Below are 18,238 nucleotides of genomic sequence, written 5' to 3'. Positions count from 1 at the left end.
CGGACTCACCGCCGACACGGCCTGCCCGAAAGAACCTGGCGTGGACCTCCAGCCGATCACCTACTCCGAGTCCGCCACAGCCGACCGCCCCTGGCTGGCATCGGTCCACGGACTCGACACCCCGCTCACCATCACGCTCGACACGACCCTCTTTACCCAGGGCACCCACTACACCCCACCCACCCTGGGCCAGCCCCGCAACGTCATGCAGGCCGGCATCCCCCTCGGCCGCGTCACCGCCACCGGCCTGTACGGCCCCTGGGACAAGGACGCCACCGACGGCCGCGCCACCTTCACCGGCGTCCTGCTCGCGGACGTGCCCTTCACCCCCGGCGGCACGCGCGCCGGCGCGGCCCTGTTCTGGCACGGCGTGATCGCCGCCACTCACCTCCCCGGCGGCCTGGACGTGTCCACCATCACCGACTCGGCCGCGCAGATCCACTTCATCTGACACACGCCCGCCAAGGAGCCCCGCCCACCATGCTCGAGACCCTGCTGCGCGATATCGACGCGGCCGACCTCAACGCCTTCGCCCGCACCATGCAGACGCCGGCCGACTTCGAGCTGACCCGCACAGTCATGCCCGAACGCCGCCTGAACTCCGTCAAGTTCAGAATCAAGAGCAGTAAGCGCCGCGTGAACGCCGCCAAGTTCCGCGCGTATGACGCCCAGACCGCCGTCGCCCGCCGCCAGGCCGAGAAGATCATCACCGAGGGCATGCTGCCCCCGCTCGGCCAGAAGCTGATCGTCGGCGAACTGGAGCAGATCCTCCTCGACACTGCCCGCGGCGCCGACGCCTCCGAGTTCGTCGAGCTGCTCTACGACGACATCGAGCGCCACGTCGAGTCCATCCACAACCGCATGGAGCTCGCCGCCGGCGACCTCCTCCTCGACGGCAAGTTCACCCTCAACGGCGAGAACGGCCTCACCCTGGAAGCCGACTTCGGCGTCCCGGCCGCCAACATGCCCACCGCCGCCAAGCCCTGGTCAGACCCGACCAGCGACCCCATCGCCGACGAACTGCGCTGGATCGAATACCTGCGTTCCATCGGCGCCCCGCTCCCAGCCCGGGCGCTCACGTCCTACAAGGCCCGCGCCACACTGGCCGCGAACGACGCCTACCGAGCGGCGTACTACGGCAGCGTCAACGGCTCCACCACCCCCACCGCGGTCCTCGCTCCGAACGAGGTCGAGGTGGTGCGCGCCCGCTACAACCTCCCACCGATCACGGTCTACGACGTCCAGATCTCCGTCGACGACGTCTACCAGCGTGTCATCCCGGAGGACCGCTGGATCTTGCTCCCGCCCAACCCCGAGTCCTGGGCGGAGACCCAGTACGGCATCACCGCCGAGTCCCTGGTCTTGTCCTCCGGTACCAAGCCGGCGATCACCCGTGAGGATGCCCCGGGCATCGTCATCACCGCCGACTACCAGGATGATCCGGTCCAAGTATGGACGAAGGGTGCCGCGGTCGCCATGCCGGTCATGTACGTCCCTGACATCCACATCACCGCGAAGGTCCTCTGATGCCCACCGCGCGCACTCTGGCCACCGCGGTCTTCGTCACCGATCCGAAGACCCACGAGACCCTGCTTCTCCAGGGCGGAGAGCAAGTCAACGACCCGGCCATCGCAGACCAGATCACCCACCCCGATGCCTGGGCGTCCGAGCCACCTCGCCGGTCCCGTAGCATCAAGGCCGAGGCGCCGTGAGCCTGACCGAGGCCGATTACGCCTACCTCCGCTCGGAACTCGGCGAAGCCGACCGTGCCGACCTTGGCACCCGCTACCAGCGTCTCGGTTCACTCCAAGCCGTCGCGGTCGAGGTCCTCCGTGAACGCAAGGCGGCTCTCGTCTCGGATCCCCTCGCTGTGACGGTCCAGGGCATCGCCACCGTGAACAATGCGGAGAACGTAAGAGCGCTGGAGCGACAGATCACAGCACTCGAGGAAGTCAGACCGGACGAAAGCGCACGCGTGACCCCCGTCCCATTGCTGCGTCGACACAGCCGCTGACCTACGCGGCCTGCGCACCAGGGCGCTTGAACACCTTCTGCTCGTGCGAGGAGACGTACTTGGGATCAACGGCGAGTCGGCCGGGCCGGGGCTTCGCGACGGCCGACCAGGAGTGTCCCACCCCACGTCGCCGCGCGATCGCAGTCGACGGCAGCAGGAGGAGCACTCCCCGCAGCCAGCGGCGCACCGTGGAGGCGGAGGCCTGGCTACCGCCGGCAATCTCGGCCAACCGATGGTCATGGCGTGGGACCGCGAGCACGATTGTGATGATCACACTCGGCGGCAACGTCCCCGGCATCGAGCCGATCTTCTTCAGATGGCCGCGCAGCAGGTCACTCACGAGCGCCAAGGTGGCCGTGGGCAACCACAGGCTCGACTGGTAGACAGCCGTCCCGGAGCCCTCAGCGGGGCTGTCCTTCTTTCGTGTACCACACCAACCACCCCCGGGGGCATCGCCGTTATGGCGTGATCCGGCCACCGTGGGTGGCGCGGCGCTGGTCACAGCGCGGTGGCGAACACCCCCCGGGGAGGCGTCTTGGCGGCGCGCCTGCCTGGATGGGGCGGGAGGGGTCCCGGTCGGGAGGTGGTTCCGTGGCGGCCATGATGCGTAGAACGTCATCCACCGCCGTCACCGTCGTTGTCGCTGTTGTGTTCGCCGCTCTCACGTCGTGTTCCTTGAATTCTTCGGATGAGCCCCCAGCCGAGGGCCGGCCCAGCGGGTCCGGCTCCGCGTCACCGGCGTCCGACCCCACTCCGACTCCCACGGAGACGGGCACGCCGTCGTCCTCGCCGACCGGGCCGTGCGCTGAAGGGACGTGCGAGGTCGAGGTGACCGTGGGGGACGTGGTGACCGTGCCGGAAACGTACGGTCTCGGGCCGATCGAGGTGACGGCGATCACCGGCGGCCGGGTCGAGATGGCCGCGCTGCTGACGGGGTCGGGCGTCAGCGTTTCAGGTTGTGCCGGGGGCAGCAGCGTGTCGTCGAAGGGTGGCGGCGGCGTCCGGCTGAGCTGCGGCGAGGGACCCGCCGCGACCATCAACGACGCCATGAGCCTTCAGGTCGTCGAGATCCTCGACACCGCCGCCGTCCTCCGTATCAAACCCGCCAGGTGACGTAGAGCTCAGCCCCTGGGGCAGGGCCCCCTCGCGGCTCCGTTCGAGGGTGCCGGTCACGCGGGGCCGTGCCGGGAGGGCTGGGGCCCATGGGCGCGCGGGCGTCGCTTGCTCGGCACCGGCGTGCAGTTGTCCGGACAGGCGGTGCATCACCCGGACTCGAGATCATTGAAGTTGCAGACGCGTCGCGAGGCGGTCGGCATGCTGAGCGCATGGCGGATCCGGATCATCAGCACCAAGAGGAACGACCTGTTCGGCAGCCCATCTTCTCCCGTGCGGCTCGTTTGATCACGATATTGCTCACCGTATGCGTGGTTGCCCTCGCCGCCATTGTGGTGTGGCGAAGCGACACCAGTGACCCTCTCTCGGTACGAGCAGGTGAGCCGCGGCAGCCGACGCTGAAGCCAGGAGGAGAGACGCTCGTCGATTTCAGGCTGCCGGAGGGCTACAACACGCTCGCCGCCACGCTTTTGTTGACTCGAACGGCAGGCAATGTTGCGGAGTGCCCTGCGGAAGGGCAGCCGGTGGACATCCGCTCGGAGGACGGCAGCGCGGACCCGGGCTGGCGCCTGCAAGGAGCAGTGGACGACGCCTTGGTGGAGGTGCCCATCGCCAAGTCCGCGGACGCCCTGACCCTGTCGTTGGCCATGTCCGGCACCGGAAACTGCCAGTACGAGTCCAGTTGCGGGACGCCCGCGTGACGATGGAGTCGTACGAGGCGCAAGACGAGCCGTGGTTGACCCTTGAGAATGTCATTGCCGTACTGACCACGGTGTTGGGTGTCGCGGCTGCTCTCGGAATGGTCCTGTACGAGCGGCGGACCCAGCAGGAGCGCGAGGAAGGCAGCAGGCGCGTCCGTTCAGCAGAGGAAGGGCTGGAGGCTGCGCTGCGACGCAACTCGCCCGAGGCCGGAGCGCCGACCCAGGTGTCAGAGGGCATGCCCCCACCTCCCTACCACGTGGAACCTGATGCTCCAGGTGTTGTCACCGGATCAGCCGTACCGGTGCCCGGGTACGAGATGCGGCCCGGGTCGGAGGGACGGGCACTCGCTCTGCACGCACTGTGGTCCGTAACGCACGCCCGGCTCGACCACTACCACAGGATCGCCCTTGGCCAGGCCGAGAAGTCCTTCCGAAATGCGCAGATCGTCATGGGCGTGGGCTTCGCGTTGCTCGTGGGCTTCAGCGTGCTCGCCCTGCGAGCCGAAACCACCGCCGCCAGCGTGGTAGCAGGCGCACTCGGCGTCACCGCCGCCGGGCTCGCCGGATACGTGAGCAGAACCTTCGTGCGCTCGCAGGAGATATCGGCCGGTCACTTGCGTGCCTACTTCGACCAGCCCCTCGAGTTCTCCCGCTATCTCGCAGCAGAGCGGCTCATCGCCGACGTGGACATGAGCCGTGAGCAGAGGGCCGCAGTCCTGGGCGAACTGATACGGACCATGGCGGCGCCGAACGGGCAGCCCTCCCAGGCCACGCAGGAGCTGTCGAACTCTGCGGAGGCCAGGCAACAGGAAGCCTGGACACGGTTCTCCGCGAGTGGGGCGTGCTGGGCCCGCCCGGCGACCCGAGTACTGGTCGGGGTCGCAGCGGTCTCGGCCCGATGACGGCCTGTTCTTCCAGGCGGCGCAGCACCCGCTCGGCCACCAGCAGTTCCTCGCGCTCGACTTGGACCTGCTGCAGATGTTTGGTCAGCTGCTCGGCGAGCGTGTCCAGTTCGGCCCGGCGGGCGGTGATTCGCTCCAGCGTCCCCGCACCCTCCCGACATCTCCCCGCGTGCTGGTCTGGTAAGGGATCGTAGGTGGGAGCCGGGCGGTCGCGCATCCAACCACGCATCCCCCGAGACCGGCCTGCCAGATGATCTACGTCTTGGGCATGGGCCGCCGACCAGCGCGAGTATCCGGCCCGCTCCTCACACCCGGATCTGTGACCCGCGACTTCACGATGCACATAGCCCATCGGGGAAACCATCACACCGCCGAAAAGGCTGGTGGGCTATGCCACCGGGCTGAGGAAATCAAGTGCGGCCGTCCGTACTCGCCGGTTCAGCCCTACCCATACTTGTAGTAGTCACTGCTGACCTCCGGGTACGTCCAGTCCCAGCCCTTCCAGGCCGGATAGTCCGTCCACTCGGAGCGGGTGCGGCGGGTGTGGACGGGGATTGGGGTCAGGGCGCGCTGTGGGGAGCGGACGGCGCCGCTTACGGACCCCCGGCTCGACCAGCCACGCGGCCGTGTCTACGCGGCGTCTAAAACTGACGATCATCGTTGACACCTGGGTCTCCGATCACTACGGAGATCCACATGCCGAAGTCCACCTCCACCACCCCGCCGCTTGACCGTGAGGCCAAGCGGCGCCTGGCGGTCATACGCCACGTCGAAGAAGTCACCGGCAACGTCGCCATGACCTGCCGGTACTTCGGCATCAGTCGGCAGGCGGTGATCCGTAGCCGCTCCTGAGGCCTGACCTCCCGAGACAGAGTCGACCCCACATGCCAGCTCACTCGTACGTTCTTCATCGTGCGGAGGACACAACAGCAGCATCGTTGCCTCGTGGTCCAAGCCGTCGTCAGGGAACACCTCTCACCGCTCGGCGAACCCTCAGTTCCCCAACTGACCGAGGCCCCTGACGACCGCTGGGATTGCGAACGACCGATCGGATGACGGGCCCGTAAGCCCTGCCATTAGGAAGACGCGCAACCCCTGCCCAGCGAGGACCAGCACACCACCGCCAACCAGAAGACACCCCTATGACCAGCATGTTCTACGACATCGACTGGGCCACCGACCACCACGACATCGCCCTGCTCGACGAGACCGGTACCCACCTCGCCAAGCTCCGCATCGACGACAGCCCCAAGGGCCTGACCCAGCTCCTCGACCTCCTGGCCCGCCACGGAGACAACCCCGACAACCCGATCCCCGTCGCCATCGAGACCTCCCACGGACTCCTGGTCGCCTGCCTGCGCGCCACCGGCCGACCGATCTACGTCATCAACCCGCTCACCGCCACCCGCTACCGCGACCGCTACGCACTCAGCCGCAAGAAGTCCGACCACCTCGACGCCAGAGTCCTGGCCCACATCCTGCGCACCGACCCCACCGAACACCGCCCCATGCCAGCCGACAGCCACCTCGCCCAGGCCATCACCGTCCTGGCCCGAGCCCAGCAGGACGCCGTCTGGGACCGCGTCCAGACCGGCAACCGCCTGTGCTCCCACCTGCGCGAGACTTCCCCGCCTTCCAACACTTCCGCGAGGGCCTCACCTCACCCGTCAGCCGCACCCTGCTTGCCGCAGCCCCCACACCCACACAAGCCGCCCAGCTCACCTGCCCCCCAACTGCGAGCCATCCTCAAGAAGGCCAGCCGCCGACGCGAGATCACCGGCGAGGTCGAACGCCTCCACGGCTTACTGCGCGCACCCCAGATGCAACAGCCACCCCTGGTGGAGCAGGCGATGGGTACCAAAACCCTTGCTCTGCTGCGGCAGTACGAAGCGGCCTGCCCCAGCGCCGACGAACTGGAGGCCGCGGTCGTCGACGCCTTCACCGCCCACGAGGACGCCGAGATCATCACCAGCTTCCCCGGCTTCGGCCACCTCACCGACGCCCGCGTCCTGGCCGAACTCGGCGACGGCCACACCCGCTTCGGCGGCCTCACACCGACTGCGCCTGGAACCACCGTCAAGGCACCAATTCGCGCAATTAGATCCATACGAGCCAAGTGCACGTTCGTTGCCGTGACCTACGTCGTGACAGACGGTACTCTCAGGCCAACCCCGAGTGTGACAGGGTGGGGAGTCGGCAGTTGGGCATGCATGTCAACGTGCACACTGGTGAGATGACTATGCCTCAACACGACCCAGATTTGGTCAAAACCGTCGTCTCTTGGTGCCGACGGTCCCGAGTCGAACCCATGGCTCAGGCGATGATCCCTGGTGCGACGCTGAAGCAACGTCAGTCGCTTGCGGCACTGGGAGGGCTAGCAGCGGCCCTGGCCGAGATCTATGGTCCGACACCTAGCTCACTAGACCGGTGGCCAGACGCCGTGGCCGCTTGGGCCAAGACAGCTCCGCGCCCTCCTCAGGATCTGGTTTCGCGCGTCGGCTCCGCTCTGAAGAGCGACGACGGCAGCGCTCTATTCGCGGCTGTCTACGAACGTATTGTCGCCGGTCCGAATCGACGACAGCTCGGTACCTTCTTTACTCCCTCAGCAGTGCTTGACTTCATGCTGACGCGCGTGACATCGGTCTCGCCAGAACCCGACGTAATCATTGATCCTGGCGCCGGCGTTGGGGCATTCACTGAAGCAGCGCTGTACAAATGGCCGCATGCATCCGTGCATGCGATCGACGTTAACGTCGTGACCCTAGGCCTTCTGGCAGCTAGGTGCTCAGCTATGGGTACCAGCCAGGAACCAGTTTTCCATCACTATGACTATTTGGACTGGATTCAAGGCGAAGACCTCGACAAAGACACTCGCAAACTCGTAATTGGCAACCCGCCATATACCCGACACCATCTCATGAACCCGGCGACAAAAAGGGTGGCCAAAGAAGCCTCGGGTAAACTCTGCCCAAGCGGCCAGGCGGGGCTATCTACACATTTCCTTGCGGCCACTTTGCGGAAGATGAAGGCACACGACACGGTTTGCTTCTTGCTCCCCGCTAACTGGCTCGAAACTCACTACGGAAAGCATATCCGCGAGCATCTTTGGGAGCTCAATAGCCGTCCGGTCGAAATCCACATGTTCCCTCACGGCTCCTCAGTTTTTCCCAACGCTCAGGTCTCGGCCATGGTGGTACTCATCGGTCCGCAGATGAAAAAAGAGCAAGACCTGCTCTACTTCCAAGTCACTCAGCACGGTAGCGGCAAGTACGTAGCTGAGAGCGTCGCAAAAAGCACACGCGCGAGCAGCGTACCGTCTGTCTTCACCCCGGAAAGCTTGTCACAGAAAAGGGCCAACGGTGGTAGCAAGGGACATCCATTCACTCGACCATTGAGCGAAATCGCGACCGTTCGACGTGGGGTCGCCACGGGTGACAATAAATTCTTCCTCCGCTCTGATACCGACGTATCAGCTCTTCCAGAAGCTGCATATGTCCGGGCCCTTCCTAGCCTACGGAACATTGCATTCGATGACTTGACTTCGAAACAACACGAAGGCATGGGTAAACAAGGTGTCAGGCGTTGGCTGCTTCGCCTAGATGAAGCCGACCTTACTAACCCGGTTGTTGCTGCTCTCGTGCGCGAAGGAGAAGAAAAGGGTACGCCAGAGCGGTATCTATGCAAGGTTCGTTCGCCATGGTATGCCGTGGAAGAAGTGCCCATCCCAGATATCCTGATCGCGCCAATGTCGAAGTCAAATTTCAAAGTGGTCAACAACTCCGTCGGAGCGATTCCAACGAACTCTCTCTACGGGATAAGACTGCTCGATCGAGTTACCGCCGAGCGGGTCGCGGAACCACTGGCCCTATGGCTTCGTAGCGAGGATGGCCAAAACTCCCTACGGGCGATTGCCCGCCGGCACAGCGATGGAATATTCAAGCTGGAGCCACGCGCACTTTCTGGGTTGCATGTCCCCGACACCGTGTTCGGGCTAGGCGCATGAGCCATCTCGGGCAAAGGTAAGTGCAGGAGAGAGAGATGGACGAATTCCGCTTCACCGTCGACACCCACCTTTTCCGTGAGCTGGGAGAACTACTTGTTGGTCGAGACAGTACGGCATTGATTGAGCTCATCAAGAATGCTTACGATGCGGATGCGACGCGCGTCTGCGTTCGAGGGGATAACCTCGCAAACTCTGGATCGATAAAGATCAGCGACGACGGAAACGGCATGACCGACGACGTCTTCCGGGAGGCGTTTCTTAGAATCGCCGGGCGGTACAAAGAAGGTGGGAGTCGGAGAAGTCCACTCTATGGACGCCGGTATACGGGCGCTAAAGGGGTGGGGCGCCTCAGTGCGCACAAGCTTGCTCGCAAGCTTGAGGTGATTTCTGTGCCCAACACTGATGTCTTCAGGAGAGAAGCTACCGATTCCCCAACCGGAGTTCGAGCGCAAATCGACTGGGACGCTCTAGAGAACCTGAACAAAACGCTGGACACTGCTACTAATGGTCTAAAGGTGGAAGTCCTTACGGATCCTCTTGAAAAGGTTCCCGGGACCACCCTGAAACTCAGCAGTCTCAAGTCCTCCTGGCAGCCTGCGCAACTGAACAGGTTCCTCGATGAACTGCACTCTGCCCGTCCTGCCACAGAGCTAGTTCTCCCTCCCGGTAGAAACCTCGTAGGCGAAGAAAGCCTGATCGGAGAAGTCAACCCGAGCTCGACAGGCGCTAATGACCCAGGGTTCCAGATCATCACTGAAGGCGACTTGCATGCTGGCGAATCGCTGTGGTCTGAACTGATCTCTCGATCCCATTGGTTGCTTGAAATCGATGCGACGGGGCCTCTCGTCCAATATTCCATCCAACCTACTCGCACCTATACCGAGCGTCTAAACAACGCGCGATCTTATCTCTTCACACGAGAACACCCTTCTTCGAACATAGGACCACATTTCAAAGCGCGCATCTACGCCCGCGAAGGGTCCCTCGGCACCAAAAATCGAGCGTCCGAGCTTATCCGATTCAACTCGCGCCGCGGCGGGGTGAGAGTTTACTTGGAAGGATTCCGGGTACTCCCGTATGGCGGTCGACGTGATGACTGGCTTGGGTTGGACAGAGACTATGCCCGCAAGCCACGGACTTTTGAAATTGACTTCGCTGAGACGTCAAGCACGGTCCTCCTTCCTCAAGAGAACGAAGGGTATCTGAGCCAGGGCAATGACCAATATTTCGGTGCGGTCTTTCTCACTGCAGATGGCGCTGAGGCCCTTCGACCTGTGGTGAATCGAGAGGGGTTCGTAGAGGACGAGGCTTTCGAGATTCTCCGAAACCTTACGAGGACGGGAATCGACCTCGTCACGCGAGCGCGTGCAGCTAACCTCCGGGAGCGACAAGCCGAGGAGGAAGCGCAAGAAACGCTCTATTTGGAGAGCCGTCTCTCCTCGGATACTGGATCAGAATCCGAGGATGAAAGCGCACCCACGCCCGCAGACGAGGCACCGGCTGAGGAAGTACCTCCACAAGCTCCGCCAAAGGAAGCTGTTAAGCGACCTTTGATTACCGTGCGCCAGGAACTAACCATCCTAGGTGATACACCAAATCTCCCTCAAGAAGCTCGGGCTCAGGTAGAACGTGCTCAGATCGCCGCCGAATTGGCCGAGTCACGGGAACGCGCTTGGGATGAAGAGCGCACGATGCTTCGGGTTCTGGCCGGCGTCGGGCTTCAGTTTGCAGCCTTCGTGCACGAGATCAATGGGATCTTGGGACAAGCAAATACTGTGCGCGAATTGGCAAGCTTCCTGGTCTCAGCGAGTCCAGCGGAGAGGCGGCAGATTCTGGGCCAGCTATCCGACGCCGTCGAGCAACTCGTTCAATCACTCGCCCGTCAGAGTAGCTACCTGACAGATGTTGTAGGTCCGGACGCTAGGCGCAGGCGTAGGCGGATGCGTCTGCCGGACATCGTGAGCTCTTCGACTCAGCTTCTTGCCAAGACAATGAGGGAGCGCGGCATTCGCCTCACTCTCGACTTGGAGTCAACAGCCAAAACACCACCTATGTTTCCCGCTGAAATGACCGTCATAATGACTAACTTGTTGACCAATGCCGTAAAGGCCATCGGGAGCAACGGCGAGGTAGTTGTAAGCGGACATGTAGACGCTTCGGGAAACACAGTGATCCGTGTCGACAATACCGGCAATCGAGTCGATCTCGTCGATTCTGAGCGTTGGTTCCAACCCTTCGAGTCCACCACTACGGAAATTGACGTTGTATTGGGGCAAGGGTTGGGTCTCGGCTTGCCGATCACCCGTCGCATCATCGAAGAATACGGCGGAAAGATCTACTTCACTAATCCGAAATCAGGTTTCGCCACAGCTGTCCAGATCTCTCTTCCCCCGCGAGGAGCTAAAGTATGACAGAGACCCCTGCAAACCCGCTGATCCTGATCGTGGATGATAAGCCCGAAGCAGAAAAGGGTCGCGCCAGCGTTATATCCAACCTAGGTCTCAGGGCTATCGTCAAGACGCCCCAGGAAGTGACCATTGAGGACATCAAGGATGCCTCAGTAGTGGCAGTGGACGAGTACCTGGAGTGGGGGGCGGACTCACATCCCGAGACTCTTGCCTTTTTTCCAGTCGACGGCTTGGCAGTGGTCCGGGTGCTTCAAAGGCACGCATGGGCAAACAAGGTAGCGCCTGCCTTCGTTTTGCGGAGTGGTGAGCTCGCCAAACTTGGAGCAGCTCTACCAGCAGGAATCCGAGAGTCAGCCCTGGCGACACAGCATGACCTTGACTGGGCCTTCAATAAAAATGACGAGAACGAGAGCCGACGTATCGTAGAACTTGCGGCTGCCACGCATAGCCTGCGGGAGGTATTTGCTGGAGGCGCCGACTGGGACAGCGGAGCCGGGTGGCTAAGCCTCGAGGAAAGCGAGTGGAGCAAGCTTGCGATGGCTCAGGTGGATGCATGCCGTCCACCAGACAGTTCGGTGGCAGACTACACGGCTGGCTCCTCCTGGCTGCGGTGGTTCACTCAGAGGATTCTGCCCTACCCTAGTTTCCTTCTGTCTGACCTGCACGCGTCCTTGCGTCTCCGCCTTGGCCTTCAGTCCTTCAATGCTGTGATGGAGTCAGACTCCGAGCTGGCTCGTATTCTGCGACCTTTCCAATACTGCGGCAACCTTAGGGATTTCTGCGGCCGCCGATGGTGGCGTGCTGGGATTGAGCTGTTCATCGACAGCATTGTCGCTGACGCAGACTGGGACACCAGTGAAGCTGATGCTCTGACCGAGAGGATCTCGGAGCTACACGGTGATGAGCTCGACTTCATCGAAGAAGAGCACCCCGTTCCTGTAATTGACTCAGATTATGTCGAGAGTCAGTGGGTGATTGATTCCTCAGACGCAGTCAGGCTCAGCCCAGACCTGTGGCCCGTCTTTGCCGACGAACCATGGGCCAGCATAGAGGATGTACAGGATGATGCCACCCTTAAGGCGCTGGTGGCGAAAGAGGATCGTGCGCGGATCTGATGGGGGGCGTTTCGGGCGTGGAAGAGTCGAAAAGTGTCGGTCAAACCGGGGGGCGATCGGTCGTCACGGATACCGGACCTCTTCTTTCTTTTGGCCACATACCTAAAGGCATAAGGCTATTCCGAGATAGGTACTTCGGTCGCATATTCTGGACTGAGGCAGTCTCGGGTGAATTGACTAATCACTCTCGCCGACGGAACCCGGTTGGAGATGCCGCCCGAAAATGGGACGCGCGGGCAAAAAGGTTCTTGGGCGAGCCGACACAATTGAGTGACCAACAGGCGGTCCAAGCCATGCGCGCGCGCGTACAGGCTGCTTCACGGCATCATGACCCGTCGAATTCGTCAGCTTCTGCAGACCAAGGTGAGTCGGAAGTTTTGGTTCTGGCACATCAGGACGGGCACGCGATGCTCTGCAACGAGGATGCAGCCACAGCTGTCGCACGTATTCTCGGCGTAGATTCATTTTGCGCCGCAGACATCCTCGCGTCAGACGTCCGAGACGGCCGCATATCTCGCCACGACGCGTACACCTACATGCGAGGCATGGTCAGCGTCGGGATCGACCCAGGGAAGAGAGTACGCGGTCCTCTCGACTTCACTCGCTGGAAGTCGTTTGCTCCGTGACGTTTTCGGAACATGCGCCGAGTAGCAAAGGGATTGTCAGCGCGATCTCACTGACTCTCGGCGCATTCTGACTCACCGTGGTCCCCGGCTGACGAGGGCCTGATGCGTATGCCGCTACCCAGGAAGCACCTTCGCAAGGTCAGGTGCGAAGTAGCCGCATGAGGACTCCACTGTGGGACAGTTGCGCTCTGGATCAGTTGTGGACTCAAGTGGCGCAGCAAGTGTCTGCATCAGGGGATGACCAGCAGCTTCTTGCTGGAAAGCGAAGGCCTCCGGAGCCGTGCGCAGACGCTCTCTGGGGCCCGGCGAACCCTGTACGGATCACGGTCACGTCCGCTGGAGTGGTGTATCGACGGCCACTCGGTGATCTCGTTTTGAGGCTATGCGGTGAGTTCGGTCGGGAGGATGGTCTCGTCGGTTTCTGACTCGATCGGGTGGAGTCGGGCCTTGGCGAGCAGGTCGAGTCCCATGTAGCGGCGGGCCTCGGTCCACTCGTCGTTCTGTTCGGCCAGGACCGCGCCGATCAGGCGGATCAGGGCGGTGCGGTCGGGGAAGATGCCGACCACGTCGGTGCGGCGGCGGATTTCCTTGTTGAGGCGTTCCTGCGGGTTGTTCGACCAGATCTGCCGCCAGATCTCGCGTGGGAACGCGGTGAACGCCAGCACGTCGCTCTGAGCGGCGTCCAAGTGAGCCGCTGCTTTGGGGAACTTGGCTTCCAGGGCATCGAGGACGTGCCGCATCTGGGCCTGGACGGCGTCGGTGTCGGGTTGTTCGAAGATGGTCCGCAGCAGGGTGGCCACCCAGGGCTGGGCCGACTTGGGGACCTGGCTCAGCAGGGCGCGGGCGTAGTGCGTGCGGCAGCGCTGCCAGGAAGCGCCGGGCAGAACCGCGCCGATGGCATCGACCAGGCCGGCGTGGGCGTCGGAGATGACCAGCTGGACGCCGGACAGGCCGCGGGCGATCAGTGAGCGCAGGAAGGCCAGCCAGCCGGCTCCGTCCTCGGCGGTGGCCACGTCCAGGCCGAGGATCTCGCGGTGTCCGTCGGCGTTGACGCCGACCGCGATCAGCGCGTGGACGTTGATGATCCGGCCGCCTTCGCGGACCTTCTGGGTCAGCGCATCCACCCAGACGAACGCGTAGGGGCCGGCGTCCAGGGGCCGGTTGCGGAAGGCGGTGACCTGCTCGTCGAGGTGCTTGGCCATCGCGCTGACCTGGGACTTCGACAACTGGGTGACACCGAGGGACTCGGCGAACTTCTCGACACGACGCGTGCTGACGCCGAGCAGGTAGGCGGTGGCGACCACCGAGATGAGGGCCTGCTCGGCCCGGCGGCGTCGCTCCAGCAGCCAGTGCGGGAAGTAACTGCCTTGGCGCAGCTTGGGGATGGCGAGTTCGACGGTGCCTGCGCGGGTGTCCCACTCGCGCGAGCGATAGCCATTGCGGTGGTTGACCCTCTCGTCGCTGACCTGCCCGTATTCAGCGTTGCAGAGGGCGTCGGCCTCGGCGGACATGAGCGCGTCTGCGAACGTCTTGACCATCGCGCGCAGCAGATCGGGACTCGCCGCGGCGAGGTTGTTCTCGGTGAGGGCGTGCAGGGGCAGACTGTCGGGTGCGGTCATCGTGCTGATCTCCTTCGAGGCTTCGACACTTCGAAGATCAGCCGGTGGCCGTTCGTCTATGCGGGCCTCATCCCGATGCCGGAGCAAACCCCCGGATCAGGTCGAACCCGTACACCATTCCCCTGTACGCAACCCGGATCACCGCGCTGATGAGGCACTAGAGGGCGCAGAAGCTATGGGCATGGACGAAGCCGGGATGACACACGGACGCACCACAACCGCACCAGATCGGGCGGGGAACAGCGGGGAATCGCGGTGAAGACAGCCAAGCGCGAAGGGACATCTCCCCGGCCGTTTGCCCAGTTCAGCGACCGACCCGGCCACAAAGAGCCGCAGCTTCCCAAGCTGAGGGCTCTGAAGCCGTGATCGCGCCCGCTCCGGTCGACCACACAACATCGGGCAGCATGGCTAGGGCCAGAGAGTGCAGCGAGGCACACGCTCGCCGATCTGAGTTCCGGAGGCTGCCGGCGCTGAGGGGTCGAAAATTCGAGGGCCTCGTTCCCTGGCAGGTGAACGAGGCCCTCTGGATTGTCACGCCGCAGATGGCCGTCCCGTTTTCCGCTCCCACCGCTCGGCGAACCGCGCAATAGAGGCAGGCGTGTAAAGAGGGCGGCCAGCCAAGGCTGCTACTGGACTAGGAAAGTCCTTGTGTTTCTTGGCTAGTTGGGCTGCTCGCTGTCGGCTGACGCCTAGGACGATGGCGATCTCGGCGTACCCCAGGAGGTCGTCGATCTCAGTCGAAGTGTCCTCGTCGCCTACCCGCACATCCACGATGCGTGCGAGCAGTCCTGCCTCAGTGAGCATCTTCTCGGCTTGACTGACGGCTTCGGTTACTGCATCCGCCAGTGACAACTCGTTGATCTCCCATGCCAGAGTAAGGGTCTCCATCACCTTGTCGCGGGTGACGCTCCTCAGCTTTGTCATGAGGTAGGCGAGCTGATCCTCTGTAGGGTCAGTGGCGACCCCCGCCACCGTGACGCGTGCGTACCATCGCAATGCGTGTCCCTTCTCCTTCTTTCCTTGTCGCCGGGAACCTCCCGGTAGGTATTGCCATTGGTCGACGAGGCCACAGGTGCATGGACCCCCGGAGGGCTCCCCCGCCGAGAGCCCTCCGGACGCCATCAGTCGTCGTCTTGGTCGTCTTCCGGTGGGAAGACGAGGCCGAACCGCTTGAGCGCGTTAAGGAAGTCGATCAGATCTCTTGGGGTCGCGGGGGCCGCGAGGCAGATCCAGCTTCCGTCTCGGTCTCGACTGATGGTCCAGTCCCCACTCTGGGTCTGGACAGCCTTGAAACCCTGCGACTTGAGGGCCTCAAGGAGCTGGTCCATCCGGTCTGCCGCCATCTGCCTCCCTTTTTCTGTTGGCAATGACAACACTTTAGCGAGAAGGCTTGTCGTTGACAACTCTTTACTGAGAGTCATCGGACCCTACGCTTCCGGACGTGCACCTCGAACTGCATGCCAAACCCGAAGGCATGCCGTCGATGAGATGCGCCGATTGCCCCCCGTCTCATTCAGCTCCGTTCGCGGCCGTTCGCACGGGGCCGCAACTGGTCGCCGCCCCCTCAGCTAGCCGCCCATGTACCCAGGTGAACGGCCCTGAACGCGACCCGGCGCCCCACCATCACAGTTGGAAGAACCGCGATGACGGCGTCGATGGCGGCAGGTGAGATGAAGGGCTCGTCTCCCTGGACGTTGACGATCACGTCGGCGTCCAGGGATTCGGCGCACTCGGCCACACGATCCGTGCCAGTGGGGTGCTCGCCGGCCATCTGGTGAGGGATGCCGAGCTGCGTGCAGGCGTCGGCTATCCGGTCGTCGTCGGTGGCGACGACGGCCTCGTCGACGTGCTGGGCCTTGAGGCACTGCTGGTGGACGTGCCACAGCAGCGGCATGCCGGCCAGCCGGGCGAGGGGCTTGCCGGGGAAGCGGGTGGAGGCGTAGCGGCAGGGGATGACGGCTACGACGCGGGGCATCAGCCGGATTCCTTCAGGTGGCGGAGTTGGCGGTCCATGCCGTCGATCAGGGCAACCTCCGGCTTCCAGCCGAGGAGGTCGCGGGCCTGGGTGATGTCGGCGAGAGTGGCCGGGACGTCGCCGGCGGCGGCTGCGGAGCGTAGGGCGGGGACGGGGCGGCCGGTGAGTTGGTGGGCGATATTGAGGACGTCGGTGATGGTGTTGCTGGATCCCGCGCCCACGTTGATCACCGTGCTGGCCACGGGGGCGACGGCGGCCGCGATGGTGGCGCGTACGGCGTCGTCGACGTACGTGAAGTCCCGCTGCTGCAGGCCGTTGCCGAAGATGGAGAGCGAGGTCTGGCCGAGGGTTGCGGTCAGGACCCGGTGGATGAGCATGTCGGGGCGTTGGCGTGGGCCGTACACGGTGAAGTAGCGGAGCGCGATGGCCTCCGTTGCTGTGCCGGGGCGGGCCGCGTGGGCCAGGCACAGGTGCTCGGCGGCGAGCTTGCTGACGGCGTAGGGCGAGAGCGGGGCAGGGCGGTCGGTCTCGCGGCTCGGGGAGCCGTCGGTCGCGCCGTACACGCTGGACGAGGACGCGAGGACCACGCGTCTTATGTGGAGGCGGGTTGCCGCGGTCATGATCCGCTGAACCGTCTGGATGTTCGCGGCGACGTACGAGTCGAATTTGGGGCCCCAGGAGGGACGTACACCGGGGATCGCGGCGAGGTGAAAGACGGCGTCGGCGTCGAGCAGGACCGGGTCCAGGGCGCAGGTCGTCAGGTCCGCGGTGAGCGGGACGAAGTTCGGGAACGAGGTGAGCTCGGCGAGGTTCGCGGCGGCCAGAGGATCTCGCTGCGGGTGCCGGCGATCGACGCCGACCACGGTGGTGCCCGCCTCCAGGAGTGCACGGCTGAGGTGCGAGCCGATGAAGCCGGCCGCGCCCGTGACGACGACGCGACGGAGTCGGTGTGCGGTGGAGAGGTCCGTGGGGTCGTGGGTCAACTGCATGTCTCTCTCCCAGGTGTCGGCCGTACGCGCGTCCAAGGCCGGCGGTAGCCGCCGCGGCCGAGGTAGGGCGCCGTGAAGATGCCGTGGAGGTCGGCGTGCTCCATGAACTGGGCGAGGGTGGCCTGGCCCAGTCGGGGGTGGTGCGTGGCGGCGGCTGTGTTGTACGCGGTGAGTGCTCGGCCGATCCTGTCGACGGTGAAGGGGCCGTACGTCATGGACAAGGTGACGACCAGCTTCGCCAGGTCATAGCCGAACGGGGCGAGGGAGAGGTCGTCGGTGTCGATGGTGACCGGCGGGCCGGACGGGGTGATCAGGATGTTGCGCGGGTTGGTGTCCTTGTAGAAAGCGGCGGGGCCGTCTGCCGCGCGGTGGAGGCAGGCCAGGACGTCGTCCAGAGTTTGGGCCGTGGTGATGTGGCCCGCGCGGAAGCGTCGGCCCAGGGCGGCGGCGCGAGGGCCCAGGAAGCCGGGGAGAACGTGGCCGTCCGACACGTGTGCCTTCGTCAGGCGGGCCTTGTGGAGGGTGCTGCGCCATGCCGCCCCGTGGCAGGCGCCCAGGTGCTCCGCGATGCGCTCAAGGTCGCGTGGCTGCGCGTGGCGGCCCTCTATGTGTGCGAACGACAGCGTGTTCCACCGGACTCCGGTGATCGGGGGCAGGATCATCGGGTCGGCGTGGCGGCTGAGCCACTCGTGGTTGCGCTGGGCCGTTACGCGCTGCGGCTCGGTGGCGTAGGTCTTGGTGAAGGTCCGCTTGTTCATGAGCGGACCGATCGG

At 63.9% G+C, this 18,238-nt stretch carries 16 protein-coding genes and 2 pseudogenes; 12 read left to right on the top strand and 6 right to left on the bottom strand.

Annotation, left to right across the window (positions count from 1 at the left end):
- Window positions 1–40 precede the first annotated feature (40 nt).
- The 4 genes from ACP4J3_RS24745 to ACP4J3_RS24730 are packed head-to-tail and all read left to right on the top strand — an operon-like array spanning window position 41 to window position 2,014.
- Entirely contained in the window at window positions 41–451 is a 411-nt protein-coding gene (locus ACP4J3_RS24745) for a head decoration protein (protein WP_426537982.1), read from the top strand.
- Between the two features lie 29 nt (window positions 452–480).
- On the top strand, window positions 481–1,527 hold the full coding sequence (locus ACP4J3_RS24740) for a major capsid protein (RefSeq protein ID WP_426537980.1): 1,047 nt from the start codon (window positions 481–483) through the stop codon (window positions 1,525–1,527).
- Window positions 1,527–1,712 carry a hypothetical protein gene (locus ACP4J3_RS24735; RefSeq protein ID WP_426537978.1) on the top strand — a complete coding sequence of 62 codons (186 nt, stop codon included), beginning with the start codon at window positions 1,527–1,529 and terminating at the stop codon, window positions 1,710–1,712. The genes ACP4J3_RS24740 and ACP4J3_RS24735 overlap by 1 nt, the downstream gene beginning before the upstream one ends.
- On the top strand, window positions 1,709–2,014 hold the full coding sequence (locus ACP4J3_RS24730; RefSeq protein ID WP_426537976.1) for a hypothetical protein: 306 nt from the start codon (window positions 1,709–1,711) through the stop codon (window positions 2,012–2,014). Before ACP4J3_RS24735 ends, ACP4J3_RS24730 begins: the two co-directional genes overlap by 4 nt.
- Window position 2,015: 1 nt before the next feature.
- Here ACP4J3_RS24730 and ACP4J3_RS24725 read toward each other — a convergent pair whose 3' ends face one another.
- Complete coding sequence (locus ACP4J3_RS24725) at window positions 2,016–2,354, bottom strand: hypothetical protein (RefSeq protein ID WP_426537974.1); 339 nt, start codon at window positions 2,352–2,354, stop codon at window positions 2,016–2,018.
- 506 nt (window positions 2,355–2,860) lie between these two features.
- Here ACP4J3_RS24725 and ACP4J3_RS24720 point away from each other — a divergent pair.
- The 8 genes and pseudogenes from ACP4J3_RS24720 to ACP4J3_RS24685 all read left to right on the top strand — a co-directional run bounded on the left by ACP4J3_RS24720 (window position 2,861) and on the right by ACP4J3_RS24685 (window position 12,256).
- Window positions 2,861–3,127 (top strand): hypothetical protein, encoded by a 267-nt coding sequence (locus tag ACP4J3_RS24720; protein WP_426537972.1) that lies wholly within the window; start codon window positions 2,861–2,863, stop codon window positions 3,125–3,127.
- Between the two features lie 212 nt (window positions 3,128–3,339).
- Complete coding sequence (locus ACP4J3_RS24715) at window positions 3,340–3,828, top strand: hypothetical protein (protein ID WP_426537970.1); 489 nt, start codon at window positions 3,340–3,342, stop codon at window positions 3,826–3,828.
- Between the two features lie 35 nt (window positions 3,829–3,863).
- On the top strand, window positions 3,864–4,730 hold the full coding sequence (locus tag ACP4J3_RS24710) for a hypothetical protein (protein WP_426537968.1): 867 nt from the start codon (window positions 3,864–3,866) through the stop codon (window positions 4,728–4,730).
- A 696-nt stretch (window positions 4,731–5,426) separates the two neighbouring features.
- A pseudogene (locus ACP4J3_RS24705) lies at window positions 5,427–5,561 on the top strand (IS481 family transposase); the annotation flags it as partial.
- Window positions 5,562–5,872: 311 nt separating this feature from the next.
- A pseudogene (locus ACP4J3_RS24700) lies at window positions 5,873–6,772 on the top strand (IS110 family transposase); the annotation flags it as partial.
- 266 nt (window positions 6,773–7,038) lie between these two features.
- Window positions 7,039–8,733 (top strand): Eco57I restriction-modification methylase domain-containing protein, encoded by a 1,695-nt coding sequence (locus ACP4J3_RS24695; RefSeq protein WP_426537966.1) that lies wholly within the window; start codon window positions 7,039–7,041, stop codon window positions 8,731–8,733.
- 35 nt (window positions 8,734–8,768) lie between these two features.
- The gene (locus tag ACP4J3_RS24690; protein WP_426537964.1) at window positions 8,769–11,144 is read left to right on the top strand and encodes an ATP-binding protein; all 2,376 of its coding nucleotides are present in this window, start codon (window positions 8,769–8,771) and stop codon (window positions 11,142–11,144) included.
- A complete protein-coding gene (locus ACP4J3_RS24685; protein ID WP_426537962.1) occupies window positions 11,141–12,256 on the top strand; it encodes a hypothetical protein in 1,116 nt (371 codons plus the stop codon). The genes ACP4J3_RS24690 and ACP4J3_RS24685 overlap by 4 nt, the downstream gene beginning before the upstream one ends.
- Before the next feature lie 1,006 nt (window positions 12,257–13,262).
- Here ACP4J3_RS24685 and ACP4J3_RS24680 read toward each other — a convergent pair.
- The 5 genes from ACP4J3_RS24680 to ACP4J3_RS24660 all read right to left on the bottom strand — a co-directional run bounded on the left by ACP4J3_RS24680 (window position 13,263) and on the right by ACP4J3_RS24660 (window position 18,223).
- Window positions 13,263–14,501 (bottom strand): IS256 family transposase, encoded by a 1,239-nt coding sequence (locus ACP4J3_RS24680; RefSeq protein WP_426537960.1) that lies wholly within the window; start codon window positions 14,499–14,501, stop codon window positions 13,263–13,265.
- A 531-nt stretch (window positions 14,502–15,032) separates the two neighbouring features.
- Window positions 15,033–15,497, bottom strand: a complete 465-nt coding sequence (locus ACP4J3_RS24675; protein WP_426537958.1) for a hypothetical protein — start codon at window positions 15,495–15,497, stop codon at window positions 15,033–15,035.
- Between the two features lie 568 nt (window positions 15,498–16,065).
- Window positions 16,066–16,476, bottom strand: coding sequence for a cytidylyltransferase domain-containing protein (locus tag ACP4J3_RS24670; protein ID WP_426537956.1), 411 nt, complete (start codon window positions 16,474–16,476; stop codon window positions 16,066–16,068).
- The gene (locus ACP4J3_RS24665; RefSeq protein WP_426537954.1) at window positions 16,476–17,465 is read right to left on the bottom strand and encodes an NAD-dependent epimerase/dehydratase family protein; all 990 of its coding nucleotides are present in this window, start codon (window positions 17,463–17,465) and stop codon (window positions 16,476–16,478) included. Before ACP4J3_RS24665 ends, ACP4J3_RS24670 begins: the two co-directional genes overlap by 1 nt.
- On the bottom strand, window positions 17,456–18,223 hold the full coding sequence (locus ACP4J3_RS24660; protein WP_426537952.1) for a phosphotransferase: 768 nt from the start codon (window positions 18,221–18,223) through the stop codon (window positions 17,456–17,458). The genes ACP4J3_RS24665 and ACP4J3_RS24660 overlap by 10 nt, the downstream gene beginning before the upstream one ends.
- Window positions 18,224–18,238 lie beyond the last annotated feature (15 nt).

The organism is Streptomyces sp. UG1, assembly GCF_049974585.1.
Taxonomy (GTDB): Bacteria; Actinomycetota; Actinomycetes; order Streptomycetales; family Streptomycetaceae; genus Streptomyces.
This window is presented reverse-complemented; position numbering and strand designations above follow the sequence as displayed.

Coding starts and splice junctions, on each gene's coding strand:
- ACP4J3_RS24670 (WP_426537956.1), bottom strand. CDS start 16,476: ATGCCCCGCGTCGTAGCCGTCATCCCCTGCCGCTACGCCTCCACCCGC.
- ACP4J3_RS24680 (WP_426537960.1), bottom strand. CDS start 14,501: ATGACCGCACCCGACAGTCTGCCCCTGCACGCCCTCACCGAGAACAAC.
- ACP4J3_RS24690 (WP_426537964.1), top strand. CDS start 8,769: ATGGACGAATTCCGCTTCACCGTCGACACCCACCTTTTCCGTGAGCTG.
- ACP4J3_RS24715 (WP_426537970.1), top strand. CDS start 3,340: ATGGCGGATCCGGATCATCAGCACCAAGAGGAACGACCTGTTCGGCAG.
- ACP4J3_RS24740 (WP_426537980.1), top strand. CDS start 481: ATGCTCGAGACCCTGCTGCGCGATATCGACGCGGCCGACCTCAACGCC.
- ACP4J3_RS24660 (WP_426537952.1), bottom strand. CDS start 18,223: ATGAACAAGCGGACCTTCACCAAGACCTACGCCACCGAGCCGCAGCGC.
- ACP4J3_RS24695 (WP_426537966.1), top strand. CDS start 7,039: ATGGCTCAGGCGATGATCCCTGGTGCGACGCTGAAGCAACGTCAGTCG.
- ACP4J3_RS24665 (WP_426537954.1), bottom strand. CDS start 17,465: ATGCAGTTGACCCACGACCCCACGGACCTCTCCACCGCACACCGACTC.
- ACP4J3_RS24735 (WP_426537978.1), top strand. CDS start 1,527: ATGCCCACCGCGCGCACTCTGGCCACCGCGGTCTTCGTCACCGATCCG.
- ACP4J3_RS24685 (WP_426537962.1), top strand. CDS start 11,141: ATGACAGAGACCCCTGCAAACCCGCTGATCCTGATCGTGGATGATAAG.